The 25,062-nt window shown below is 70.5% G+C and carries 15 protein-coding genes and 1 pseudogene; 10 read left to right on the top strand and 6 right to left on the bottom strand.

Annotation, left to right across the window (positions count from 1 at the left end; all coding sequences use genetic code 11):
- Positions 1-4: 4 nt before the first annotated feature.
- From ACFZB9_RS23255 to ACFZB9_RS23245, 3 genes are all read right to left on the bottom strand, one after another.
- Positions 5-955 carry a carbohydrate ABC transporter permease gene (locus ACFZB9_RS23255; protein WP_391450007.1) on the bottom strand — a complete coding sequence of 317 codons (951 nt, stop codon included), beginning with the start codon at positions 953-955 and terminating at the stop codon, positions 5-7.
- Entirely contained in the window at positions 952-1,887 is a 936-nt protein-coding gene (locus tag ACFZB9_RS23250; protein ID WP_391450005.1) for a carbohydrate ABC transporter permease, read from the bottom strand. Before ACFZB9_RS23250 ends, ACFZB9_RS23255 begins: the two co-directional genes overlap by 4 nt.
- A gap of 97 nt (positions 1,888-1,984) precedes the next feature.
- Positions 1,985-3,331, bottom strand: a complete 1,347-nt coding sequence (locus ACFZB9_RS23245; protein ID WP_391450003.1) for an ABC transporter substrate-binding protein — start codon at positions 3,329-3,331, stop codon at positions 1,985-1,987.
- Positions 3,332-3,806: 475 nt separating this feature from the next.
- Here ACFZB9_RS23245 and ACFZB9_RS23240 point away from each other — a divergent pair, with 475 nt between their 5' ends.
- The 4 genes from ACFZB9_RS23240 (at position 3,807) to ACFZB9_RS23225 (ending at position 11,705) form a co-directional block, all read left to right on the top strand.
- Entirely contained in the window at positions 3,807-6,035 is a 2,229-nt protein-coding gene (locus ACFZB9_RS23240; protein WP_391450001.1) for an RICIN domain-containing protein, read from the top strand.
- A 94-nt stretch (positions 6,036-6,129) separates the two neighbouring features.
- Positions 6,130-8,241: an alpha-galactosidase gene (locus tag ACFZB9_RS23235; protein WP_391449999.1), complete on the top strand. Its 2,112-nt coding sequence runs from the start codon at positions 6,130-6,132 to the stop codon at positions 8,239-8,241.
- Positions 8,242-8,284: 43 nt separating this feature from the next.
- Positions 8,285-10,378, top strand: a complete 2,094-nt coding sequence (locus tag ACFZB9_RS23230) for an NEW3 domain-containing protein (RefSeq protein ID WP_391449998.1) — start codon at positions 8,285-8,287, stop codon at positions 10,376-10,378.
- Positions 10,379-10,646: 268 nt separating this feature from the next.
- Positions 10,647-11,705 (top strand): DUF3048 domain-containing protein, encoded by a 1,059-nt coding sequence (locus tag ACFZB9_RS23225; RefSeq protein WP_391449997.1) that lies wholly within the window; start codon positions 10,647-10,649, stop codon positions 11,703-11,705.
- Between the two features lie 66 nt (positions 11,706-11,771).
- Here the strand turns inward: ACFZB9_RS23225 and ACFZB9_RS23220 are convergent, their stop codons facing one another.
- Positions 11,772-12,005, bottom strand: coding sequence for a hypothetical protein (locus ACFZB9_RS23220; protein ID WP_391449995.1), 234 nt, complete (start codon positions 12,003-12,005; stop codon positions 11,772-11,774).
- Positions 12,006-12,194: 189 nt separating this feature from the next.
- Between ACFZB9_RS23220 and ACFZB9_RS23215 the strand changes: the two genes are divergently transcribed.
- From ACFZB9_RS23215 to ACFZB9_RS23205, 3 genes are all read left to right on the top strand, one after another.
- Positions 12,195-13,343, top strand: a complete 1,149-nt coding sequence (locus tag ACFZB9_RS23215) for a PP2C family protein-serine/threonine phosphatase (protein WP_391449993.1) — start codon at positions 12,195-12,197, stop codon at positions 13,341-13,343.
- A 178-nt stretch (positions 13,344-13,521) separates the two neighbouring features.
- Positions 13,522-14,079: a DUF2165 domain-containing protein gene (locus ACFZB9_RS23210; protein ID WP_391449992.1), complete on the top strand. Its 558-nt coding sequence runs from the start codon at positions 13,522-13,524 to the stop codon at positions 14,077-14,079.
- 55 nt (positions 14,080-14,134) lie between these two features.
- Positions 14,135-15,397 (top strand): CaiB/BaiF CoA transferase family protein, encoded by a 1,263-nt coding sequence (locus ACFZB9_RS23205; RefSeq protein ID WP_391449990.1) that lies wholly within the window; start codon positions 14,135-14,137, stop codon positions 15,395-15,397.
- Here the strand turns inward: ACFZB9_RS23205 and ACFZB9_RS23200 are convergent.
- On the bottom strand, positions 15,384-15,851 hold the full coding sequence (locus ACFZB9_RS23200) for a calmodulin-binding protein (RefSeq protein ID WP_391449988.1): 468 nt from the start codon (positions 15,849-15,851) through the stop codon (positions 15,384-15,386). The genes ACFZB9_RS23205 and ACFZB9_RS23200 overlap by 14 nt on opposite strands.
- 401 nt (positions 15,852-16,252) lie before the next feature.
- On the opposite strand from ACFZB9_RS23200, the gene ACFZB9_RS23195 reads away from it, so the two are divergent.
- Together ACFZB9_RS23195 and ACFZB9_RS23190 are read left to right on the top strand one after the other, a co-directional pair.
- The gene (locus tag ACFZB9_RS23195) at positions 16,253-17,275 is read left to right on the top strand and encodes a serine protein kinase RIO (protein ID WP_391449986.1); all 1,023 of its coding nucleotides are present in this window, start codon (positions 16,253-16,255) and stop codon (positions 17,273-17,275) included.
- Positions 17,276-17,325: 50 nt separating this feature from the next.
- Positions 17,326-18,129 carry a thioesterase family protein gene (locus tag ACFZB9_RS23190; protein ID WP_391449985.1) on the top strand — a complete coding sequence of 268 codons (804 nt, stop codon included), beginning with the start codon at positions 17,326-17,328 and terminating at the stop codon, positions 18,127-18,129.
- A 140-nt stretch (positions 18,130-18,269) separates the two neighbouring features.
- Here ACFZB9_RS23190 and ACFZB9_RS23185 read toward each other — a convergent pair whose 3' ends face one another.
- A complete protein-coding gene (locus tag ACFZB9_RS23185; RefSeq protein ID WP_391449983.1) occupies positions 18,270-23,066 on the bottom strand; it encodes a hypothetical protein in 4,797 nt (1,598 codons plus the stop codon).
- Between the two features lie 328 nt (positions 23,067-23,394).
- Here ACFZB9_RS23185 and ACFZB9_RS23180 point away from each other — a divergent pair.
- Positions 23,395-25,062 (top strand): annotated as a pseudogene (locus ACFZB9_RS23180) (hypothetical protein); the annotation flags it as partial.

Below are 25,062 nucleotides of genomic sequence, written 5' to 3'. Positions count from 1 at the left end.
CGGCTCACTTGTTGGCGCCCAGGGTCAGGCCCGAGACGAACTGCTTCTGGAGGGCGAAGAAGACCACCAGGGTCGGGATCGCCACGATCAGGGCGGCGGCCGAGATCAGGTTGTTGTTGACGAAGAACTCGCCGGTGAGGTTGTTGAGCGCGGCGGTGATCGGCCGGTTGTCGCCGGTCTGCATCAGCACGGTGGCCCAGAAGAAGTCGTTGTAGATCCAGGTGAACTCCAGCGTGGCCAGGGCCGCCAGCACCGGACGGCACAGCGGCAGCACGATCTGCCAGTACTGGCGCCAGGCGGAGGCGCCGTCCACGACCGCGGCCTCGCCGAGTTCGGCGGGGATGGTGCGCATGTAGTTGGACAGGACGAAGGCGCAGAACCCGGTCTGGAAGGCGACGTGGATGAGGATCAGGCCGATGAAGGAGTCGTCCAGCTTGCCCGAGGCGGCCAGCCACTCGGGCAGCGGGATGAGCTGGTAGAGCTTGTAGAGCGGGGTGATGATCGCCTGCTGGGGGAGCAGGTTGCCGGCGGTGAAGATCATCAGCAGCGCGACGTTGATCCGGAAGTCGTAGCGGGCGACCACGAAGGCCACCATGCTGGCCAGCGCCAGCGTGATGAGCAGCGCCGGCACGGTGATGATCATCGAGTTCCAGAAGTACCGCGGCAGGTCGGCCTGGGTCCAGGCGGCGGTGAAGTTGGCGAAGCCGTAGTGGCCGCCGACCGAGACATAGCCGTGTTTCGCGGTGTCCTGATAGGGCCGCAGCGCCGTGTAGAAGGCGTACAGCAGCGGTGCCAGCCAGACCAGCGAGGTACCGATCAGGAACACGTGCAGCAGTATCCGACCGGTGCGCGGCGGCCGGGCGGCCGTCCTGCCGCGGTCCGCCGCGGGGTCCGCGAGGCGGCCCGGGGACAGCGGGCCCCGGGAGTGTGGGCGCCGGTCCGTGGCGGCGGTCATCCGCGCTGGTCCTTTCGGAAGACGGTGATCAGGTAGGGCACGATGAAGACCATCGAGATGAGCAGCAGGATGGTGGCCAGCGCGGAGCCGAAGCCGATCCGGCTGGCCTCGCCGATGATGTTGTCGGTCACCAGCACGGAGAGCAGTTGGAGCCCGTTGGTGCCCTTGTTGACCACGTAGACGATGTCGAAGGCGCGCAGCGACTCGATCACGGTGATCACCAGGACCACCACGTTGATCGAACGCAGGGCCGGCCAGACCACGTGGCGGAAGGTCTGCCACTGGTTGGCGCCGTCGAGTGCGGCGGCCTCCTTCATGGCGGGGTCCACGCTCTTCAGCCCGGCCAAGTACATGATCATGATGTAGCCGGTCTGCCGCCAGCAGGCCATCACCAGTACGGCCCAGATGTTCAGCTTGGGGTCGCCCAGCCAGTCGATCATGCCGTGCTGACCGGCGTGCCCGGTCAGGTTGTTGATCAGCCCCTGGGTGGGGGAGAAGATCAGCTCGGTCATGAAGCCGATCAGCGCGAGCGAGAGGACCACCGGCAGGAAGAGCACGTTCTGGTACAGCCGGGAGAAACGGATCTGCTTGTCCAGCTGGACGGCGAGGAAGAGGCCGAACGGCGCGGGCAGGCAGAAGAAGACGACCAGCCAGAGCAGGTTGTGCTGGACGGCCGGGGTGAACTGCGGGTAGATCGTGAAGATGGTCCGGTAGTTCTGCAGCCCGATCCAGTGGATCGTGTCGATGCCGCCGATCCCCGGCCAGCTGGAGAAGGACAGGACCACGGAGAGCAGCGCCGGGAGCCAGACGAAGCCGACCGTCAGCACGGTGGGCACACCCGCCATCAGCGTGAGTGTCAGCCGGTCCCGCGGTGACAGACGCCGTGGCCTGCTGCGTATGCGTTCGGTGGGTTTGCGGTCCGGTGCAGTCATGCGCTTCCTCAATGCTGTGCAGGGTGTGTGGTCCGGGGTGTGGTCCGGGGTGGTACGCCGCTGAGCGGGGCCGGCCGGTGGGTCTCGGCCGGCCGGGTCAACCGTTGCTGGACCAGATGGTCTTGGCCTGCTTGTCGATGTTGGAGAGGATCCCGGCGGCGCCGTCCGGGTTGTTCAGGAACTGCTGGATGGCCGGCAGCATCACCGGGTCGGCGAAGTCCGGGCGGGTGTCGCGGTCCATGAACTGCGAGAGGTGCTTGGCCTGTTGGATCAACTGCACCGAAGCGGCCTGCGGGGCGGTGTACTTGGTGGTGTCCACGCCGCCGGCGGTGGCGATGTCGGCGGGGTTGGAGCCGAGCCAGATCTGCTGCGCGGCGGCGGTGCCCAGGTAGGAGAGCACGGTCTGGGCGCCGGTCTTGTTCTTCGGCGACCTGGACATCATGAAGCCGTCGATCGGGGCCTCGACCGCGTCCTGACCGAAGCTCGGGTTGATCTCGGGGAAGGCGAAGAAGCCGAGGTCGTCGGCCTGGGCGCCGGTGAAGATGGTGCCGATCTGGTCCAGGCCCAGGACCATCATGCCGGCCTGCTTGTTGAGCAGCTGCTGCGCGCCCTCCTGCCAGGTCAGGCCGAGGAAGCCGGGGGAGTAGTACGGGATGAGCTCGCGCCACTGGTCGAAGACCGCCTTGACCTGCGGGGTGTTCCACTTGGTGCCGTTGCGCATCAGGTCGATGTGGAAGTCGTAGCCGTTGATCCGCATGTTGAGGTAGTCGAAGGTGCCCATCGCGGGCCAGCCGTCCTTGTCGGTGAAGGCCATCGGGATGATCCCGTCGCCCTTCATCTTCTTGGCCAGGGCTATGAAGTCGTCCCAGGTGGTGGGCGCGGTGTAGCCCTTGCTCGCCCACAGGCTCTTGCTGTAGTAGACGGCCCAGGGGTAGTAGTCGAACGGCACGAAGTAGTAGTGGCCGTCCGCGCCCTTGCTCTGCGCCTTCATGGCGTCGGTGTAGTTGGCGCCGATCTTCGTCCACACGTCGTCGACGTTGCTGAGCAGCCCCTGGGCGGCGAAGAACTGCATGCGCTCGCCGGCGAACCAGCTGAACACGTCCTGCGGGTTGCCCTGCAGGTAGGTGGTGATGTTCTGCTGGAAGGTGTTGTGGTCGACCCAGTTGACGTTGACGGTCAGTCCGGTGCTCTGCTGCACCTGGGTGAAGAGCGTCTGGTAGGCGCCCTTGGGCTCGGGGATCGCGGCGTTGGAGCCGAGCGTGACGGTCTTGGGGTCGCCGGAGCCGCCGGAGGAGCCGCTGCACCCGGCGAGGAACGAGGGCACGGCGACCGCACCCGTGGCCATGAGAGCCCCGCGCAGCAGAGAGCGCCGTGAGAACGGCTGTGTGAACGTGTCCGGTGCTGCGGTGGTGGACTGCCGGTTTTCGGCAGAGGGCTGGGCCATGGCCCCTCCTGAGGGTGCTAATGAAACAGAAACCAACGTGAGCGTTCAGATATCACCAACAGCAGGAGAGTGTGTCAAGGCTCTGGGGGTGACCAATCTGCGGCCGCCCGGGCACCCTTCGATGCCCCCACCGGCACTGAACGGCGGTGATCGGGCCGTACTGTTCCCGCTGACCGCGCTGACCTGCGGTGTTGTCAGGAGGTGGGGCGGGGCGCCGATCAGGCCCGGCCGGGCGGACCTCCGGTCCCGTGGTTCGGCGCGGCCATCGTGATCGAATCGCGACCCGAGCGCGGCGGCGGCCCGCCGAGGCTGCGGGATCCCTTGACACCCCTCCGGCGCTGCGTTCTTATGTGGGCAGATCCGTTTGGAAGTGTCCGATTCTGGTGTTCCTTGCGGATCCCACGTCGGCCGGCGGTAGGCCGGTCCGGCCCCCGCTGTGGCTCGGTCCCATCCGGTCCCCACCCCTGGAGACACCGTGTCCTTCACCCTCTCCGCCCGGCTGAGCCGACGGCTCACCCGGGCGGTTCTCGCCGCGGCGCTGGCCGGCGCGGCGGTCCCGGCCGCCCTCGCGGGCGCCGCGCCCGCGCACGCCGAGGCCAACGGCGTCGCGGCCGCGCCCCCGATGGGCTGGAGCAGTTGGAGCTACCTGCGCAAGACCCCCACCGAGGCGAACATCGAGGCCCAGGCCACGGCGATGTCCACCAGTGGCCTGGTCGCCCACGGCTACCGCTACGTCAACATCGACGACTTCTACTACCTCGACCCCACGACCACCGTGGACGCCTACGGGCGCTGGTCCACCGACCCGGCGAAGTTCCCCGACGGCATGGGCGCGGTCGGCGGCTACGTCCACAACCTGCACGAGCAGTTCGGCATGTACCTCACCCCGGGCATCCCGGTCGCCGCCTACAACCAGAACACGCCCATCCAGGGCACCGGTTACCACGCCCGGGACATCGTCTCCGACACCGTCGACCACGAGACCAACTACAACTTCACCAACGGCTCGATGTACTACATCGACTACGCCAAGAACCCGGCCGCCGCCCAGGCCTACCTCAACTCCTGGGCTGACGAGCTGGCTTCCTGGGGTGTGGACTACCTGAAGATCGACGGCGTCGGCGACTGGGACGTCCCCGACATCCAGCACTGGTCGCAGGCGCTGAACCAGACCGGACGGCCGATCCACCTGGAGCTGTCCAACAGCCTGGACGTCAACAACGCCACCACCTGGCAGAGTGACGCCAACGGCTGGCGGATCGACGGCGACGTCGAGTGCTACTGCGGATTCGGCGGCTCCTCCTATCCCCTGACCGACTGGAACAACGTCGCCGCCCGGTTCACCGACGCGCCCAAGTGGGCCTCCTACGCCGGTCCCGGCGGCTGGAACGACCTGGACTCCGTCGAGGTCGGCAACGGCGACAACGACGGCCTGACCCCCACCGAGCGCCAGACCCAGCTCACCCTGTGGGCGATCGAGGGCGCACCGCTGCTGCTCGGCACCGACCTGACCAATCTGGACAGCGGCGACCTGGCGCTGCTCGGCAACGACGCGGTGATCGGCGTCGACCAGGCGGGCCACCCGGCGCGTCCGGTGGACCAGCTGACACAGCAACAGGTGTGGACCGCCGCCAACGGCGACGGCAGCTACACGGTGGCCCTGTTCAACCTGGGCTCCGCCAGCGCCGATGTCACCGCGCACTTCTCCGACGTGGGCTTCAGCGGCTCCGCCGACGTGAAGGACCTGTGGAGCGGCAGTGACCTCGGCAGCTCCACCGGCAGCGTCGGTGCCACCCTGGCCCCGCACGCCTCCCGCCTGTTGCGGGTCACTCCCGCCGCCGGCAGCCGGGCCGCGACCCTGCACTACACCATCGTCAACTCCGCCACCGGCCAGTACCTGGACGTCAGCGGCGGCTCCGGCGCGGACGGCGCGGCCATCGTGCAGCAGCCCGCCGACGGCGCCGCGGACCAGCAGTGGCAGCTGGTGCCGACCGGCGACGGCGGCTACACGCTGGCCAACGTGAACAGTGGCGCGCTGCTCACCGTCCCGGGCAACTCCACGGCCGCCGGCACCCCGCTGGTGCAGTACCACGAGCAGGGCGCCGCCGACACCAAGTGGACGTTCACCCCCACCGGCACCGGCTCCTACACCCTGACGGCGCGCTCCGACGGGCAGGCCGTGGACGTCAGCGGCGGTTCCGGCGCGGCCGTCGTGCAGCAGCCCGCGAACGGCGGTGCCGGCCAGAACTGGCAGCTGGTCCCGGTGCCGGTGCCCGGTGCGCAGTACAAGCTGGTCAACGGTGCCAGCGGCGGCCGGATGGACGTCTTCACCGACTCCACCGCCGACCGTGCCCCGATCGTGCAGTTCAGCGACAACGGCGCGCGTGACCAGCTCTGGACCTTCAACGCGCAGGGCGGCGGTGTCTACACCGTGGCCAATGCCAACAGCGGCAAGCTGCTCAACATCCCCGGCCCGAGCACCATCGAGGGCACCCAGCTGATCCAGTACTACGACGACGGGAACAGCAACTCGCGCTGGACCCTGGTCGACGCCGGGCCCAACCGGATCCAGCTGAAGAGCTCCTACGACGGCCAGCTCGTCGACCTGGACAACAGCACGCTGAACCTCGACGGGTCCGTGCTGCAGTGGCACGCCGACGGTGGCGCCAACCAGACCTGGAGCCTGGTCCCGCCGTCCTCCTGAGGATCTGTTCGTTCACGTGTGATCCTGTTTGAACCTGGTGGGTCCTGCCGCCGGCGGGACCCACCCTCCACCCACCCACCTCCCGGGAGCCCCCATGCCCATAACGCTGCCCCACCCGCCCCGGCGCAGAAGCCTCAGGCGGCTGCCCAGCGTCCTGCTCACCCTCGCCCTGGCCACCTCGGGCCTCGGCGTGGCCGCCCTGGGCGCGGCTGCCCCGGCCGCCGCGCTCGGCAACGGCGTCGCCCTCACTCCGCCGATGGGCTGGAACTCCTGGAACTCGCTGGGCACCGGGGTGACCGAACAGCAGATGGTCCAGACGATCGACTTCATGAGCGCCAACGGCCTGGTCGCCGCCGGCTACAACACCGTGACCATCGACGACGGCTGGTCACTGGGCCACCGCAGCGGGCAGAGCGGCGACTTCGCCAAGGACGCCTACGGCTCGATGCAGCTCTACGACAACGCGGGCAACCCGGTCAGCGGCACCGACGGCACCGGCAACGACCCGACCTCGGGCGACCTGCTCCCCAACCCGGCGAACTTCCCGCCGCAGACCGTCAACGGACAGACCGTCAACGGCATCCAGTACCTGGCCTGGTACGCGCACAGCAAGGGCATGAAGTTCGGGCTCTACGCGACCGACACCTACACCACCTGCCAGGGCCACCCCGGCAGCCTCGGTCACGAGAGCACCGACGCGAGCGACTTCGTCTCCTGGGGCGTCGACTACGTGAAGTACGACGACTGCCCCTACGGCCCGCCGATCACCGGGCCCGACGGCCACAACTACGGTACCCAGGGCGAGGGCAAGGAGCTGACCGAGTCCATGTACGCCCGGGTGCAGGCCTTCCAGCACGCGCTGGACGCCGCCTCCGCCGCGCAGGGCCGGCCCAAGGTGACGCTCAGCGTCTCCGCCCAGCCCGTGCACAGCGGCGTGCCCTACCTGGAGTCGCCGAGCGACCCGGCCCGGACCGACCCCGTGGTGGTGGCGGCCGGCACCGCCCCGTACGACGCGCCCGGCTACTCGCCCACCGGCACCTGGTGCGGGCAGGTGGCCAACCTCTGCCGGATCGGCGGCGACCGCGACAGCGAGCTGAGCGGGGTGCTCTACGGCGGCCAGTTGCAGACCGCGCTGCAGTACGCGGGCAACGTGCGGCCCGGCAGCTGGAACGACATGGACATGATGTTCGCCGGCTGGAACGACGTCTACGGTGACTACGGCGTCACCGACACCTACCCCGGCCACAAGCCCTTCACCGACGACGAGTCGCGCACCGAGATGTCCGTCCTGTCGATGATGGCCGCCCCGCTGATCTCCGGCGCGGACTTCCGCACCGCCGCGGACTCCCAGCACAGTGCGAACGGCTACACCTGGTCCACCGGGATCAACGCCGACAGCCTGGCCGTCTACAAGAACGCCGGTGTGATCGGCATCGACCAGGACAGCCTCGGCCAGCCCGCGACGCTGGTCGGCAGCCCCCCGAACTCGCCGACCGCGCCGGTCGTCCTCAAGCGCCGACTCGCGAACGGCGACACGGCCGTCCTGCTGGTCAACCAGGACCCGAACAACTGGCAGACCGTCTCCACCAGCCTCACCGCGCTGGGCCTGAGCGGCTCCGGCTACACCTACAAGGAGCTGTGGACCGGCGCCACCGGCCAGTTCACCGGCACCGTCGGCGGCAACTGGGTCGCCCCGCACGGCGTCGCGCTCTACCGTCTCACCGCCGCGGCCGCCACCACCGCGGCCGCCGTGATCGGCGACGGTCACTACCACAGCCTCAGCCCCGGCGGCAGCGGCGGCCAGGCGCTGGAGGTGGCGGGCACCTGCAGCGCCGCGGACGGCGCGCCCACGGACCTCAACACCTGGTGGAACACCCACACCTCCGAGCAGTGGAGCTTCGCCCCGAACGCCGACGGCACGGTGCGGATCACCGACAACTGCTCCACGGGCACACAGGTCCACGGCACCCTGACCGCGCCGGCCTCGCCCGGTGGCGCGGCCTACGTCACCAACGGCTACGACCCGGGCAACGCCGCCCAGAAGTGGTCCGTACGGCAGAACAGCGCGACCGGGACGCTGACCATCAGCAACCCCGCCACCGGTCTGGTGCTCGACGGCCCGGGCGCCGGCGGCGGCCCGGCGACCGCGACCGCGCTGAACCCGGCCTCCGGCGCCGCGAGTCAGACCTGGACCACCCTTTCCTGACCATTTTCCGCCTACCCACCCCAACCATCTCTGGAGAACCCACATGCGCAGGACCTGGGCCGGGTTAGTCGCCGCCGCCCTGACGGTGGCGCCCCTGGCCACCGTCTCGCTGACCGCCACCCCCGCCGCCGCCCTGGACAACGGGCTGGCCCTCACCCCGCCGATGGGCTGGAACGACTGGAACGCCTTCGGCTGCAACGTCAGCGCGAAGCTGGTGGAGCAGACCGCCGACAAGATCGTCTCCAGCGGCCTGCAGGCGGCCGGCTACCAGTACGTCAACATCGACGACTGCTGGATGAGTTCGAACCGGGACGCGGGCGGCCACCTCGTCCCGGACCCGGTGAAGTTCCCCGGCGGCATCAAGGCCGTCGCCGACTACGTGCACGCCAAGGGCCTCAAGCTGGGGATCTACGAGAGCGCCGGCACCCAGACCTGTGCCGGCTACCCAGGCAGCCTCGGCCACGAGACCACCGACGCGGGCGACTTCGCCGCCTGGGGCGTCGACTACCTGAAGTACGACAACTGCTACAACCAGGGCGTCCCGGCCCCGCAGCGCTACCAGGCGATGGGCACGGCGCTGGCCGCCACCGGACGGCCCATCGTCTACAGCCTCTGCGACTGGGGCCTGGAGAACGTGCCCAGTTGGGGCCCGGGCGTGGGCAACCTGTGGCGCACCACCGGTGACATCAACGCCTCCTTCGGCAGCATGCTGTCCAACTTCCACCAGAACGTCCAACTCGCCTCCGCCGCCGAGCCCGGCGCCTGGAACGACCCGGACATGCTGGAGGTCGGCAACGGCATGACGGCCACCGAGGACCGCTCCGAGTTCTCGCTCTGGGCCGAGATGGCCGCCCCGCTGATCTCCGGTACCGACCTGACCACCGCGAGCGCCGACACCCTGGCCGACTACGGCAACCGCGAGGTGATCGCGGTCGACCAGGACAGGCTGGGCCGCCAGGGCACCCCGGTGACGCTGGCCGGCGGTCTGGACGTGCTGGCCAAGCCGCTGGCGGACGGCAGCGTGGCGGTGACCCTCTTCAACGAGAACGCCACCCCGGCCGTCATCTCCACCACGGCCGCCGCCGTCGGCCTGCCCAGCGCCCACGGCTACACGCTACGGGACCTGTGGGCGCACCGGACCAGCGAGAGCGCGGGCACCATCAGCGCCTCGGTGCCGGCCCACGGTACGGTCATGTACCGGGTGGCGCCGACCAGTTCGCCGGGCCACTACGCGCCGAGTATCCAACTCGCGACCTCGGTGCCGAATCAGACGCCGGGTCAGAGCAGCACGGTCACCGCGACGTTCACCAACAACGGTGCCCAGGCGGTCAGTGACGTGCGCCTGGGGCTGAACGCCCCGGCCGGGTGGCAGGTCAAGCCGCTGACCGGCACCGCCTTCGGCAAGGTGCCCGGCGGTCACGAGGCGATCGCGGCCTTCCAGGTCACGGCGCCGACCACGCTGCCGGCTCCGATCACCCACGCCACCCTCACCGGCACCGCCGCCGCCCGCTGGAGCGGCGGCAGCGTGACGGCCGACTCGGCGAACCCGGTCGAGGTGTCCGCCCCCGTGGCGGCGCCGTTCAAGACCTTCACCGACAACAGTGCCATCTTCGGCAAGCAGGGCGACGCGATCGCCGTCGACGGTGCGGGCGCCGACCTGTGGGGCAGCACCGACCAGTACAGCACGGTCTACCAGCCGGGCGCCGAGCACGACGGCTCCACCACGATCGTCAAGGTCACCGGCCAGGCCGACACCAGCGACTGGGCCAAGTCCGGGATCATGGTGCGCGACGACCTCACCCGGCCCGGCGCCTCGGCGGGCTACGTGATCCTGGCGGAGGCCCCGGGCAAGGGCTACGTGCTGCAGTGGGACAGCACCGGCAGCGGGCAGCTGGACTCCAACAGCGCACCGTCCAACCAGGGCACCGGCACCGCCGCGTACCCGAGTTGGCTCAAGCTGGTGCGCAGCGGCTCGGTCTTCACCGGCTACTACTCGACGGACGGCAGCACCTGGACCCAGGTCGGCAGTGCCACGGTGCCGGGCGTGCAGCCGACGCAGGACGTGGGCGTCTTCACCACCTCGCACAGCGACGGGACCTCGGGGGAGGCCGACTTCTCGGGCTTCAGCCAGAGCTGACCCGGCACCTGGAGCGGCACCTGTACCGGAACCTGCAGCGGCACCTGTAGCAGGACCTGTAGCAGGACGGGGCCCGGCCGAGATCGACTCGGCCGGGCCCCACGGTTCGTGGCGCCGCTGCGTTTCGCCCAGCGGGCCGCCTGGCGGTGCGACCGGGCGGTGCGACCGGGCGCCGGGAGCGGTCGCCGCGCCAGATATGGACGGCTGCGGGGAGCGCGAGCAGTCTGGAGTGGGGGACACGGACCGCGCGGCAGGCGGGAGATTTCTCATGGGGCTCAGACAGTGGTGGGAGCGCCGCTCGACGGCGGGGAAGGTCGCGGTGGTCAGTGTCCCGCTGGTCGCCATCGGCGTCGGCACGGCGCTGGCCACCATCGGCGGCGGTGGCGGCGGACACCCCACCACGGTCTCCTCCCCGACGGCCACCGGTCCGTCCTCCGGTGCCCCGACGGCGCCGCCGGCCGGCTCGCCGAACGGGGTCGCCCCGCTCACCGGGCTCGACCAGCCCGAGGGCCGGATCGTCGCGGTGAAGATCGACAACATCGTCAACGCCCGCCCGCAGACCGGCATCAACTCGGCCGACGTGGTCTACACGATCGAGGTGGAAGGCGGCATCACCCGCTTCCTGGCGGTCTTCGACACCAACCACCTGCCCTCGGTGGCCGGACCCGTGCGCAGCGCGCGCGAGTCGGACCTGCCGATCCTCGAGCAGTACGGGAAGGTGGCCTTCGCCTACTCGGGTGCGCTGACCAAGTTCCTGCCGGTGCTGGCCGACGCGAACATCTTCAACGCCTCGGCCACGCAGGCCGGTTCCTCGTACTTCCGGGGCCCCGGGGTGGCTCCGTACAACCTCTTCGTCCGCCCGAGCAGCATCCTGGCGGCCTACCCCGACTCCGCGCAGGCCAAGGACATCGGGTTCCGGTTCGGCCCCGCGCCCGCCGGTGGGCAGGCCGAGACCAGCTACAACGTCGCCTTCCCGGCAGCGAAGTTCACCTTCGACTGGTCGCAGCAGGCGCAGAAGTGGCTGGTATCGATGGACGGCAAGCCCGCCCAGACCACCGACGCCGGGCAGATGGGCGCACCGACGGTGGTGATCCAGCACGTGGCCGAGACCACCTCGCCGCGCGGCTTCGAGGACTCGCCGGGCGTCCCGTCGCCCTACGCTCCCACGGTCGGCAGCGGCAGCGCCACGGTGCTGCGCGACGGCAAGGCCTACAACGCCAGTTGGTCGCGGCCCACCGACGCCGACCCCACCACCTTCACCCAGCCCGACGGGCAGCCGATGGACTTCCACCCGGGCCAGGTCTGGGTGGTCCTCGCACCGTCCTGAACGCTCGGGCTGCTCGGGCTGCTCGGGTCCGCTGGGGTCGATCCGGCTCGGCCCGCTGTCGTCCGCTCAGCCCGATGGGGTCGATGTGGTTCGTGGGACGGCCTGCCATCCGGTCGCGGCGCGGCGCCGGATCTGGGTGACCACGTACTCGCCGCCGCTCCCGCTCTCCACCCGCTGGGCGTGCGCCCGTGCCCGGGTGTCCGCCATGGGGTCCAGGCCGATCCACTCGACGTCCAGGACGCCGTCCGGAGCGGAGAACTCGTAAGTGCCGGGGGTGCCGATGCGGGGATCGTCGCTCATCTCGCCCTCCAGGTTTCGTCGAGGCTCGGAGCTTTCGTCGAGGATCGGCCGGTACGGCTCACCTCTCCCTTCATCCTCGCCCCTGCGCCGGGCGGGCGCCCGCGCCCGCTCGTGCCCGTCCGCCGGCGCCCGTCCGTCCGCTCGTCCGTCCGCTCGTCCGCCGCCCCGCGACGGCGCACAGTGGAAGACATGGGTCTGCGGCAGCGCTTCGCCGGTGTCGGGCAGCCGTGGCGGTCGAGCCATGCGCTGGTGATCATTCCGCTCGTGCTGATCGCGGTGATCACCCTCGTCGACCTCGCGGTGCCCGCGGATGTGCACCTGGGCCCGCTGCTGGTCATCGCGCCCGCGATCACCGCCTCCTTCGCCGGCCCTCGACTGACGGCGCTGATCGGCGTCCTGGCCGTGGGGGCGCAGGCCTGGATCGGGCTGCACTTCGGGGTGCTCTCCTCGCGCAACGTGATGGTGCAGGTCGCCGCCCTCGCGGTGCTCTCCGCCTTCATCGTCTTCTTCTGCCGGGTCCGCGAACACCGCCGACAGGAGCTGGCCCAGGTGCGCTCGGTCGCCGAGGCCGCACAGACCGTGCTGCTGCGCCCACTGCCGCACCGGCTCGGCCCGTTGCGGATCAGCAGCCGCTACCTGGCCGCCGAGCACGAGGCGCGGATCGGCGGCGACCTGTACGCGGCGACCCATACCGAGAACGCGGCCCGGGTGATCATCGGCGATGTCCGCGGCAAGGGCCTGGCCGCCATCGGCGAGGCCTCCGCGCTGCTCGGGGCCTTCCGCGAGGCCGCCTACCAGTACCCGACCCTGCCCGAACTGGCCGCCGCCCTGGACCGCAGTGTGCGCCGCTACTTCGCCGAGGCCGCCGAGGCCGACGGCGAGCTGCTGGAGCACTTCATCACCGCGCTACTGCTGGACATCCCCGACGAGGAGCCGGTGCTCCGGCTGACCAGCTGCGGGCACCCGGTGCCGCTGCTGCTGCGCCGTGGCAAGGCCACACCCGTCGCGGGGCTGTATCCCTCGCCGCCACTGGGGATCGGCCCGCTGGGACCGGCGGACCACACCATCCACACCGCCGCGTTCGAACCCGGCGACACCCTGCTGCTGTTCACCGACGGCGTGGTCGAGGCCCGTGACCGCGAGGGGCGGTTCTACCCCCTGGCCGAGCGGGCCGCCCAGTGGACCGGGCTCGGCACCGAGGCGCTGGCGCACCACCTGCGCCGCGACCTGCTCGCCCACGCGGGTGGCCACCTGGGCGACGACGCCGCCCTGATCGCGATCCACCGCGCCGCCGGACCCGAACTGGGCCGCCAGCTGGGCCGGATCGTGCATCACTGAGCGGGCGGCGGGGGTGGCGCGCCGCTCGCGTGTGCCGCACGCCTGTGTTGCACGCGGGTGCCGCACGCCTGCGGTGCCTGCGGGTGCTGCACGCCTGCGGTGCCGCGCCGCTAGAGTTCCCGTCAGCGACCGATCGGTTACCGTTCGCAACAGCCACGACGCACCTGGGAGGCCCGGCATGCCGGCAACCGGAACCACCCGCGCCCGCACGCGCGCCGTCCGTGACAGTGCACTGACGCTGGGCACGCTGCCGGTGGCGGCCGCCGTGCTGACCGCGACGGTGGCGCTCTACCTGCTCCTGGTGGTCTTCGGGAACATCACCGACTTCGGCACCAACCAGCAGTTCGTCCACCATGTGCTCGCGATGGACACCACCTTCCACGACCGGAACCTGATGTGGCGGGCCATCACCTCGCCCGCGCTGCAGGACACCGCGTACGTTCTGATCATCATTTGGGAGGCGCTGGCCGCGCTGCTGCTCCTGGTGGCCACGGTCTGGTGGCTGCCCGCGCTGTGGCGACGGGACTTCACCCGGGTGCGGCGGGCGGCCACGCTGGGGCTGCTGATGATGCTGGTGCTCTTCGGAGTCGGGTTCATCGCGATCGGCGGCGAGTGGTTCGCGATGTGGCAGTCCAAGGCCTGGAACGGGCTGGACGCCGCGATCCGCAACGTGACGCTCGCGGGGCTGGCGCTGCTCGTGGTGCAGCTGCCCTCGGCACACTGGTCGGCCGACTGAGACGGGCGTTCGGGGGGTAGGGCTGGGGGAGGCCGGCGTTCGGGGAGGCGGTTGTATGTCGCAGTCGCAGTCGCAGTCGCAGTCGCAGTCGCAGTCGCTGCCGCCGCCACTGCTGCCGCTGCCGCTGGCGGGTGTCACGGTGGTCGCGTTGGAGCAGGCGGTGGCCGCACCGCTGGCCAGCCGGCATCTGGCCGACCTGGGTGCCCGGGTGGTGAAGATCGAGCGGCCCGACGGCGGCGACTTCGCGCGCGGCTACGACCGCAGCGTGGGCGGACTGGCCAGCCACTTCGTCTGGCTCAACCGGGGCAAGGAGTCGATCACCCTCGACCTGCGGACACCCGAGGGGCGGGCGGTGCTCCGCGACCTGGTGGCGGCCGCGGACGTCTTCCTGCAGAACCTGGCACCCGGGGCCGCCGCCCGACTGGGCTTCGGGGCCGCCGAGTTGCGCGCCCGGCACCCGCGGCTGATCACGGTGGACCTCTCCGGCTACGGCTCCGGCGGGCCCTACCAGGACAAACGCGCCTACGACATGCTGATCCAGGGCGAGGTGGGCCTGGTCTCGCTCACCGGCACGCCCGAGCAGCCGGCCAAGACCGGGGTGCCCAGTTCGGACATCGCGGCCGGTATGTATGCCCTGTCGGGCACGCTGGCCGCGCTGGTCGGCCGGGCCGGCAGCGGGCAGGGCAGCGCGGTCGAGGTCTCGATGTTCGAGGCGACGGCCGAATGGATGGGCCACCAGCTGCACCACACCCAGGGCACCGGTCGCTCGCCGGGCCGGGCGGGCCTGTCCCACCCCGGCATCGCGCCCTATGACGCGTTTCCCACGGCCGACGAGCAGGAGGTGCTGATCGGCATCCAGAACGACCGCGAGTGGGCCAGGTTCGCCGACGGCTTCCTCGCCCGCCCCGATCTGGCACAGCACCCGCACTGGGCGACCAACGTCGAGCGGGTGCGCCGCCGCCGGCAGGTCGACGCGCTGGTGGCCGGGCGGACCGTGACGATGACCGCGCCGGAGGTGATCAAGCTCCTGGACGCACTGGCCATCGCCTCGGCCCGGGTGAACGACGTCGGCGACCTGCTGGAACACCCGCAACTGGCCGCCCGGGACCGCTGGCGCCCGGTGGCGACCCCGGCCGGGGAGATCCGCGGGCTGCTGCCGCCGTTCGGCTTCGCCGGCGTCGAGCTGCCGATGGGCCCGGTGCCGGCGCTGGGCGAGCACACCGAGCCGGTGCTGCGCCGACTCGGCTACCCGCCGGAGCGGATCGCCGCCCTGCGCTCGGCGGGGGCGCTCGGGAGGCCGTCGCCTACTGCGGGGTGACCTCGCGGGTCAGCTTCGAAGTCCAGTCACACCAGGTGGAGCCGGGCAGGAAGGCGCCGCCCACCTCGTTGAGGTGCTGGCCCAGGTAGACCATGTTCGAGTCGCACGCCTCGACGGCCATCCCGAAGAAGGAGACCGAGTCCGGGTCGAGCTGGTACTTCCAGGGCTTGTTGTAGGGGGCGGGGGACTTGACGACCTTCCCGATGACCTGGGTCCGCTCCGTCTCCGTGCCGGCCAGGATGTTCCGGGCCTGCTGGATCTTGCCCTGGTCGGTGAGCTTGAAGACGAAGGTCTGGTGCGTGGTGTCGGTGAACTCGAAGTAGGCCGCGCCCGCGCCTCCCTGAGCCGCCTGAGCCGCCTGAGCTGCCTGAGCCGCCTGGGCCGGCTGGGCCACGGCCAGCGCGAGCATCGAAATCGCCGCGAGACCACTGAACTTGGTAATGATCCGTCGCATGAGTCAGTACCTCCGGTGCCTGTCGGGTCGCGCTCTGCGACCGTCCTCTGAACGTAATCGAGAAGACAAAGGAATGGTCTGGCACAGGCAAAGTTTGCCCCAAGGGGCGTCGAATGATCATGCTTTCTGCCCCATGGGGCTTCTGTTCCCGTCTGGGCAGATCAGTTCCGGCCGCACCAGGTAAATCAGTTGCGCCCGGCCCGTGGCCCGATAGCATCGTCGCGTTCCTGTGAGGTTCCGACGAGGTGAGAGAGCGAGGTGAGGTGCTGGTGGTCGCCGCCGTGACGCGGCGCGCCTTCGCGTGCGCGCCCTACGCCCTCCCTCGTTTCCTGCCCGCCGGCTGACGTCGCGTCCGCTGACGCACCCTCCGGTGGGCCATCTCCATCAGGAGCACACCAGTCATGCGCAAGCGCTTTTCCGACAACGAGTCCTTCAGCCGCATCCGCAGCAAGGGCGCGGGTCGCCGCGCCTTCGACGACGACGCCTACGAGCAGGCGTTCGCCGAATACCAGGGCTTCGAGTACCAGGGCTTCGAGGCCCAGAGCAACGAGGCCCAGGGCTACGAGTTCGGCGGCCATGACGCCACCGAGGACGTCGACGGTGACCAGCAGCACGAGGCGGTCCCGGCAGGGGACGGGCCGGCCGAGGGCGACCGCTGGTCCACCTGGGACCGGTCCACCCCCACCGAGAAGGGCCCCGAGCCGCGCCCCGGCTGGGTGGTGACCGAACTGGCCGCCGTCGACACCGAGTTCGGCATCGTGAAGACCGGCAAGGAGGCCGACGTCTTCCTGCTGGAGCGCGCCGTGCCGGGCACCGGGCGCCGTACCCTGATGGCCGCCAAGCGCTACCGGGACGGCCAGCACCGGATGTTCCACCGCGACTCCGGCTACCTGGAGGGTCGCGCCCACAAGGAGTCCCGGGTCAGCCGTGCGATGGCCAAGCGCACCGACTTCGGCAAGCAGGCGATCGCCGGCCAGTGGGCCGCCGCGGAGTTCACCGCGCTGTGCCGGTTCTGGTCGGCCGGCGTGGCCGTGCCCTACCCCGTCCAGATCCTGGGCACCGAGATCCTGATGGAGTTCATCGGCGACCCCTCCGGTGCCGCCGCCCCACGGCTGGCCCAACTGCGGCCCGAGGAGGCCGACCTGGCGGACCTCTGGCAGCAGCTCGGCGCCAGCCTGGCCGTGCTCGCCCGGGACGGTTACGCGCACGGCGACCTGTCCGCCTACAACATCCTGGTGCACCAGGGCCGTCTGGTGATCATCGACGTGCCGCAGATCGTCGACGTCATCGCCAACCCGCGCGGCCGCTCCTTCCTGGAGCGCGATGTGCGCAACGTCGGCGCCTGGTTCACCTCCCGGGGGCTCGCCGAGCGGCAGGTCGAGGAGCTGGCCCGGGAGCTGGCCTTCGAGGCCCGGCTCGACTGATCTATGGTCGGTCGACAGGAGCACATGGCAGAGCGAGGGAGCAGCACCAGATGACCGGTGGTTCACCGCACCAGCCCGAGTCCTTCTACCTGGACCTGGGCGAGGGCCGGTTCGAGAGCACCAAGTCCACGGCCGGGCCGTGGAGTCCGAAGGCCCAGCACGCCGGCCCGCCGTCGGCGCTGCTGGGCCGGGCGCTGGAACGCCACCAGGCGCGCGAGGGTTTCCGGATCGCGCGGGTGACGCTGGAGATCCCGCGTCCCGTCCCGGTGGCCGAACTCACGGTGGCCGTGCGCACGGTCCGGTCGGGTGCGCGCACCGAGCTGCTCGAAGGCGAGATCACCGCGGACGGTCAGGTGGTGATGCTGGCGCGGGCCTGGCGCCTGGCCGCGAGCCCGTCGGACACTCCGGAGCTGCGCCCGGAGCCGACCCCGCCGCCGCTGCCCGGGCCGCAGCCGCCGCACGGCCTGCGCGGCGGCAACCTCGACGGCTACGTCTCGGCGATGGAGTGGCGTTTCCCGCCCGGCGCGGGCTTCGACCGGCCGGGCCCCGGCGCGGCCTGGGCCCGCCAGCGGATCCCGCTGGTGGCGGGCAGCACCGACACCCCGCTGACCCGCGCGCTCACCCTCGCCGACAGCAACTGGGCGGTGGCCTTCGAGCTCGACCACGTCCGGCAGATGGTCATCAACACCGACGTCACCCTCGCCCTGCACCGCGACCCGGTCGGCGAGTGGCTCTGCCTGAGCGCGGCCACCACCGCGAGCCCGTTCGGCTCGGGCCTGGCGCTGGGCCGGCTGGACGACGCCGCGGGCGCCTGCGGGCAGGTGCTCCAGACCCTGTTCGTCGCCGAGCGCTGACGCGGCGCCACAGGCGCTTCCCGCCAAGGCCGAAGGCCGCGGCCACCCGATCCGGGGGCCCGCGGCCTTCGCCTTGCTGTGCCGAGCTGTGCCGAGCTGAGCTGAGCTGCGCCTTGCTGGGCGGCGGTGCGGCGGTGACGCTACTGCGCGCGCCTGGCCGTCATCGGCTGGACGCCGACCCCGCCGCCGGGGGTGGTGGGGTTGAGGTTGGCGCTGTCCTTGGTGTACTGGGCGGCCAGGTCCTCGTAGTAGAGCTGGGACGGGTACTGCTTGCCGGTGCTGTCGGTGTACAGGTCGCGGGTCGCGTTGAGCGGCCCGGTGTCGGTGTGGTCGGTGGCCAGGGCCGCGGCGAAGTTGATCGCCCCGTCCGCCTTGCCGCCGAGCCAGCCGCTGTTGCTCGTGCAGATGCCGGCGGTCGGGTCCGACTTGCCGCACAGGATGTAGTTGTTGACGGTCTGTCGGGTGGTCTCCGCGGCGCCGGTGATCGCCAGGCTCGGCGGGATGGTCGCGACGTAGACGCCGATCTTGCGCGAACCGCCGTTGGCGTCGGCGTAGCGCTGGCGGATCTGCTGGGCGAGCGCGCCGAGGCGGTTCTCCAGGTCGGTGGCGTTGGTGCCGCTCAGCAGGTCGCTGGTCCCGGTGGAGATCAGCACGGTGTGGACGTTGGAGGCGTCCAGCGCGGTGCGGTCGATCGGGTCGGTCGCGCTGGGCGGCGTCAGCTGGTTGCTGCTGCCGGAGAGGGCGGGCAGCAGGTTGTTGGCGACGGTCCAGCTGTTGCTGCTCTCGCTGATCACGCCGTACGGGGCCGGGTTGTCGATCGGGTCGTTGTTGTACGCCTGGACCACGTCGCCGTAGATCAGGTCGGACAGCATGTGGTGGCCGTCGGGGGTGGTGGTGTCGCTGTTGACGGTCTGGTCACCGACCAGGGCGAGCGCCCCGGTGTTGTTGCTGGTGGGGGCGACGTCGACGCCGGTCAGCCAGTAGACGCTGTCGTTCGAGGTGGTGAACGGCGTGCCGGTGCTGTCGGTGGTGGCGTCGCCCGCGGTCGCCGAGTACCAGGTGGTCGAGCCCTTGGTGTCCAGGTGCAGGGCGGCGTCACTGGTGGCGGTGGCCAGGTGGTACGAGATGAGCAGGACCTCGCCGCTGGTGGTGGGGAAGGCGAGCCCGTCACTGGTGGCCTCGCTGCCCGCCGGGATGGTCACGCTGGTCTGGCCGTTGAAGGTCAGGTTCACGGGCGTCGCGGTGGGGGTCGGGCCGCTCTGCTGCTGCGCGATCGTCACGTGGTCCAGCGTGATGGGCTGGGTGCCCAGGGCGTTGGACAGGTGGATCCGGGCGTTGCTGCCGCCGAGGGTGGTGGTCACCGAGGTCCGCTCGGTGCGGGTGTCCACGCCGGCCTGGTGGGTGTCCTGCTGAGCCCCCCAGGTGGCGGTCCAGTTCGAGCCCAGCGAGGTGCCCGGCACGTAGGAGGCCGGCCGGATGCCGACGCCCATGATGTGCAGCGCGGTGGTGCCGTAGACGAGGCGGTTGGTGACCACCGGGAGCGTGACGCTCTGGATCGGCAGCCCCGGGCACGGCAGTGCGATGGAGACCGGGTACAGCTGCGGGGCCCAGGGGTCGGTGCCCGAGGGGGTGTTGCGGTTGGCGAAGCCGACGACGTGCGAACTCGGGGCGCCGTTGGACCAGTCCGGGACGTTGTCGAGCGTGTACGGGTAGCTCGTGGTCGTCCCGCAGGTACTGGTCTTCCCGTCGGCCTGCGTCGGGTAGGTGATGGTGCCGGTCGCGCCGGTGACGTTGCCGGCGGTCGAGAAGGCCAGGAACTCAACCGAGTTGCCGCCCACGGCGGACTGGCCGGTGTCGTTGACGGTGACCGTCTGGCCGCTGGAGAGGATGTTGTCGGCCTTGCCGACGCTGTAGTTGGGCACGGTCATCGGCGCGCCGTTGACCGTGATCGGGGTGTTCGGGTTCCAGCCCGCGGCGGCCAGCTGACCGGCCGAGAAGCTGATGCCGCCGCCGTCGGCGTCCGCGGCGAGGTGGTTGTTGTCGGCGCTGATGGCGATGTTGTTCTGGCAGGCGGTGAGGTCGGTGATCTTGCAGGTGGCGCTCATCGGCGCCAGCCGCAGGACGTCGATGCCGGCCTGGTAGCCGCCGGAGGAGCCGTTCTTGCCGGTGACGATGAGGGTGATGGTGTGCAGGCCCTGGGCGAGCTTGATCACGTTGCCCGAACTGTCCTTCGGCGGACCGAAGTCATGGAACTCGGTGGCGACGTTGGGCGCCGGGGTGTAGCCGTCGTAGCCGGTGATCAGGGTGCTGGGCGTGGCGCTGCCCTGGTCGAGGACCAGGTTGTACTGGCCGTAGTCGCCCGCCTTGGTGAGGTTGGCGCCCAGGCTCCAGTAGCCGGCGTGCGGGACGTCGAAGCTGAAGGTCGCGGTGTCGTTGACCCCCACCGCGCCGCTGCCGTTGCCGAACATGGCCTGCCCGGCGCCGGCCCAGTGGGTCTGCCACCAGTTGCCCTGGCTGATGACGTTGGCGCCGTTGGCACCGTGCACCACCGCCGAGGGAACGCTGGTGGTGCTGTTGTCGTCGTTGGTGGCGCTGTAGCCGCCGGCCAACTGGTCACCGGTCACGTAGCGCGGGGTGGTCACTCCGGCCCAGAAGCCGTAGGAGAACTCGGAGGAGACGTAGCCGGCCGCACTGACCGCCTTGACGTAGACCACGTGTGGGCCCACCGTCGGGACGGAGAGGGTCACCGGGGTCATGTCCCCGCTGTACCGGACCCAGTACTGCTGGCCGCGGCTCGGGGTCCCGCCGCCGAAGGTGGGCGGTGGCGCGCTCTGGTTCCAGACGGTGTACCCCAGGTCGCCGTCGAGCGAGAAGATGTAGCCGTAGACGTTGGGGTTGTTGTAGGTGGTGAAGGTGAAGGTGCCGTTGTCCTGGTAGGCGGCGCCGAACTGGTTCTTGGGGAACTGCACCGACCAGGCGTCCGGCGCGGGCGGTACGGCGGTGCTGACGGTGAAGGGGACCCAGGCCGACCAGCCGGACTCCAGGTTGCCGTCATGACTGTGGATCAGCGCATGCCACACGTACTGGCCGTCGGCCAGCCCGGAGAAGGTGTAGGACCCGCCGACCGCGCTGTACGGACTCCACAGCTGGCTGTGCACCAGGGAGCCGACGTTGCCGCCGGGGGCGTTGTAGATCTCGTAGCCGGACATCACCTGCTCACCGTCGCTGTCGCCGCCGGTGGCCTGCATGGTCACGCTGTTGCCGGTGACGAAGGTGCCGCCCGGGCCGTTGGTCTGCGGCGTGGTGATCAGCTGCGGCCAGGTGTTGTTGATGTACGGCGTGGTGTAGTAGGTGACCGACCAGTTGGTCTGGGTGGGGTCGAGCTGCTTCCAGTCGTTCTGGTCGCCCTCGTTCGCGGCCTCCACCTCGAGGTCGCGCCAGCCGCCGTTCGCGGCGCCCTGGGCGGCCGAGGTGACGTTGAAGTCGACGGTACCGGTGTTGCAACCGCCGCAGTTGGTGACGTAGTTGCCGCCGGGCTTGTTGCCCCAGGCCAGGTCGCCGCCGAAGTCCGGGTCGACGAAGACCTTGCTGTCCTGGCCGGATGCGGCGTTCCAGGTGAAGTACGGGTAGAAGTGCGCGTCGGTGACCTTGGCGCCCTGGAACCCGGCGGTGTTCATCTCGAAGTAGGAGCGGTACGTCTGGTAGCAGTAGCTGCCGCAGCCGGACCAGTTGCCGAGGTAGCCGGCCTTCGCGGTGTTGCCCGTGGTGGCCTTCCAGCCGGCCGAGTTGATCGAGGCCCAGGAGACCACGGACGGGTTGCCGGACCAGGCCGGGTCGATGTAGAGCGGGTAGATCGTGTGCGAGTCGGTCAGCAGGCCCTTGTCCGGGGTGATGGCGAGGTCGTTCTTGCCGACCGTGAAGCCCATCCGGGTGGTGTGCGCGCTGTCGCCGGGGCCCCGGATGCCGGAGACGGCCTGGGGATCGGCGGCGGGCTGTCCGGCCGGGGCACCGTCCGTCGGGTTCGCGTCGGCCTTCGCGGCACCGGCGTTCGCGGCGGCGCGGGGCGCGGCGGGCGGGGTGCTCGGCGGAGTGCTCCGGGTGGCTGAGTCCCAGACCAGCGGCGGGTCCGCCCGGAAGATCGTGGTGCCGCCGGCGTCCGTGGCGGTGGCGTCCCCGGCGCTGTCCTGACCGAGGCTCAGACCGTCCGTGGTGGTGGCGAAGTGCAGGGTGGCGAGCGCTGGGTCGGCGGCAGCCGCCGCGCTCTTGACGACCAGGACCTCGCTGAAGCCGTCGGCGCGCGCGGTGACCGTGAGGTCGACGTCCGGGAGCACCGACGGGTAGGTGGCGGTGTCACCGCTGACGGTCGGCTTCGGCAGGCTGCCGGGCCAGCTGATCGAGATGCGCTTGCCCTCGCGGACCATGCTGATCAGCGGGTCGGTGCCGCCGGCGGAGAAGGACACGTCGGCGTCGGTGGCGCCGGGGGCGTAGCGGCCGCCGGCGCTCTTGGTCAGCTTGGTATCGACGGGCACCCAGGCGTTGTTCTTGCGGGCACGCACCGGGGCGGCGGACTGCTGGAGGGTGAAGGTGCCGTCCGGGTTCGCGAGGGTCTGGGCGTTCTCCGCCGTGAGTGCGTCGACCACCACCGGCTTGCCGGACTTCTTCGCCTGCACCGAGGCGTCGTGCTGGGCCTGGGCCTGGGCCTGGGCCGTCGGGTCGAGGGCCGGCGCCTTGGGCGGGCTCGCCGGCTTGGCCGGGCTGCCGGGAGCGGTCGGGGTGGTGGGCTTGGCCGAAGGCGTCGGCGCGGCGGCCCGGGCAGGCGCCGCGAAGCCGGAGAGCAGTCCGGCGGTGAGCGCGGCCACGGCTATGCCGGCTGCCGCGCGCGATCCTCGGAGCAGCGCTGATCTGCCCCGGCTGGTATGTGCGGTAGAGAGGGCCATCGAGGCCGGGTCTCCTGTTCCCCGAAAGGGGGTGCCCTCGCTGGGCGCCCCGTGCGACAGGCATTCTGCTCGCTGACTCTGACGAAATCGATCATCGCCCCGGAGACCGGGTGGGTGATTTACGCGGATTGATGTGACTAAGTGGGCACAGGGCGGACGCGGTTGAGATGGGTCGTCATCAAACTGTGATCATGTCGATGATCACTTCGTGCCAGCATGGCCCGGCGGATAACCGCCGCATGACGATGTGTCAGGGCCGCCTTCGCACCCGGCCTCCCCGGCGGTCGCGAGCGCTGCGGCCCATCGTGTTTCAACCAGGGGAGAGACGATGGTGGGGGCAGGTCTGTTTCAGGCCGTGCGAAGACTTAAATCCGGACAACTCGCTCGAACCGGCGCCGTGCTGCTGTCAAGCGCGATCGTTGTTTCGATGGGTGCGCCGGTGGTGGCCTATGCGGCGCCGGCAGCCAAACCGCACAGGCCGGCGGCTCCGGTGGAGCGACGGATCCCGTTCAAACGGGCGACTCCCGGCAAGGTGCCGACCACGGGTGGCTTCACCGCCTACGATCCGACCGTTGCCTCGAAGCTGCCGGGGGCCGGCAGTGCGGTGGTGGACCTGACCGCCGCGACGGGCGGCGGCGCGCGGGCGTTGGCCACCCCGCAGGGACGGGAGCCCGCAGGTGGCGGCCGGGCCGGCACGCTGCCGATCTCGGTGGCTCCCGCCGAGACGGCCGGAGCGAAGACCGGGGCGAAGACCGGGGCGAAGGCCGAGGCGGCCGGGGCGGGTTCGGCGCCGCTGTCGCGAGTGCGGGTGACCACGGCGGACCAGTCGGTGGCGTCGAAGGCGGGCGTGCACGGGGTGCTGTTCTCGGTCGAGTCGGCCGATGCCTCGGCGGGTTCCGGCGCGGCGACGGTGACGGTGGATCCGTCCTCGTTCCGGGCCGCGTTCGGTGGTGACTACGCCTCCCGGCTGCACCTGGTGCAGTTGCCCGCATGTGCGCTGACCACACCGGAGCTGGCGCAGTGTCAAACGCAGACGCCGGTGGCCGTAGCGCCCGGGGCACCGCTGACGGCCAAGGTGAACCTCGCGCCGGGGGCCGGCGCGAGCGACCGATCCGCTCCGCTTGCCTTGACCGATCAGGCCCAGGCGCAGTCCGTCTCGTCATCGGCGATGGTGTTGGCGGCGACCTCGGCGCCGGACGGCTCGTCCGGTACCTACTCGGCGACCTCGCTGTCGCCGGCGGGGACGTGGGCCGAGGGGGCCAACACGGGTGCGTTCACGTACGCGTACCCGATCCAGGCGCCCAAGTCGATCGCCGGTCCGGCGCCGGACCTGTCGCTGTCCTACGACTCGTCCTCGCAGGACGGTCGGACCTCGGGGACGAACAACCAGTCCTCGTGGCTGGGGGACGGCTGGTCCTCCACCGATTCGTATATCGAGCGTTCGTACAAGTCCTGTGCGGATGACACCACTTCGGGTGCGCCGTTGGGGTCGGGTGACGAGTGCTGGGCCGGGCAGGTGCTGACCCTGTCGCTCAACGGGAAGTCGACGCAGATCGTCTACGACGGGACGTCGTTCCACCTGGCGGATGATTCGTCGACCGAGAAGATCGAGCAGCTCACCGGCGGGTCGAACGGGACGTACAACGGTGAGTACTTCCGGGTCACCGAGAACGGTGTGCAGTACTACTTCGGCCTGAACCAGCTGCCGGGTTACAGCGCGGGCAAGCAGACCACGCAGTCGGTGTACACGATGCCGGTCTACGGCGCGCATCCGGGTGACCCGTGCAACGCCTCCTCGTTCGCGGCGTCCTCGTGTGTGCAGGGCTGGCGCTGGAACCTGGACTACACGGTCGATCTGCACAACAACGCGACCGCGTACTACTACCAGCCGGAGACGAACCACTACGGGGCGAACGCGCAGAACACCGGCGTGGCCTACACGCGCGGCGGCACGCTGACGCGGATCGACTACGGCATGACCGCCTCGACGGTGTAT

Origin of the sequence: Kitasatospora sp. NPDC008050 (assembly GCF_042957465.1) — a bacterium.
Taxonomy (GTDB): Bacteria; Actinomycetota; Actinomycetes; order Streptomycetales; family Streptomycetaceae; genus Kitasatospora.
Note: the sequence above shows the minus strand (reverse complement) of the source record. Positions and strands in the feature narration are given on the sequence as shown.

Excerpts from the sequence above, each read along its gene's own strand:
- ACFZB9_RS23215 (WP_391449993.1), top strand. The coding sequence starts at position 12,195 with ATGGGTCTGCGGCAGCGCTTCGCCGGTGTCGGGCAGCCGTGGCGGTCG.
- ACFZB9_RS23190 (WP_391449985.1), top strand. The coding sequence starts at position 17,326 with ATGACCGGTGGTTCACCGCACCAGCCCGAGTCCTTCTACCTGGACCTG.
- ACFZB9_RS23230 (WP_391449998.1), top strand. The coding sequence starts at position 8,285 with ATGCGCAGGACCTGGGCCGGGTTAGTCGCCGCCGCCCTGACGGTGGCG.
- ACFZB9_RS23195 (WP_391449986.1), top strand. The coding sequence starts at position 16,253 with ATGCGCAAGCGCTTTTCCGACAACGAGTCCTTCAGCCGCATCCGCAGC.
- ACFZB9_RS23255 (WP_391450007.1), bottom strand. The coding sequence starts at position 955 with ATGACCGCCGCCACGGACCGGCGCCCACACTCCCGGGGCCCGCTGTCC.
- ACFZB9_RS23185 (WP_391449983.1), bottom strand. The coding sequence starts at position 23,066 with ATGGCCCTCTCTACCGCACATACCAGCCGGGGCAGATCAGCGCTGCTC.
- ACFZB9_RS23245 (WP_391450003.1), bottom strand. The coding sequence starts at position 3,331 with ATGGCCCAGCCCTCTGCCGAAAACCGGCAGTCCACCACCGCAGCACCG.
- ACFZB9_RS23210 (WP_391449992.1), top strand. The coding sequence starts at position 13,522 with ATGCCGGCAACCGGAACCACCCGCGCCCGCACGCGCGCCGTCCGTGAC.
- ACFZB9_RS23250 (WP_391450005.1), bottom strand. The coding sequence starts at position 1,887 with ATGACTGCACCGGACCGCAAACCCACCGAACGCATACGCAGCAGGCCA.
- ACFZB9_RS23235 (WP_391449999.1), top strand. The coding sequence starts at position 6,130 with ATGCCCATAACGCTGCCCCACCCGCCCCGGCGCAGAAGCCTCAGGCGG.
- ACFZB9_RS23225 (WP_391449997.1), top strand. The coding sequence starts at position 10,647 with ATGGGGCTCAGACAGTGGTGGGAGCGCCGCTCGACGGCGGGGAAGGTC.
- ACFZB9_RS23220 (WP_391449995.1), bottom strand. The coding sequence starts at position 12,005 with ATGAGCGACGATCCCCGCATCGGCACCCCCGGCACTTACGAGTTCTCC.
- ACFZB9_RS23205 (WP_391449990.1), top strand. The coding sequence starts at position 14,135 with ATGTCGCAGTCGCAGTCGCAGTCGCAGTCGCAGTCGCAGTCGCTGCCG.
- ACFZB9_RS23200 (WP_391449988.1), bottom strand. The coding sequence starts at position 15,851 with ATGCGACGGATCATTACCAAGTTCAGTGGTCTCGCGGCGATTTCGATG.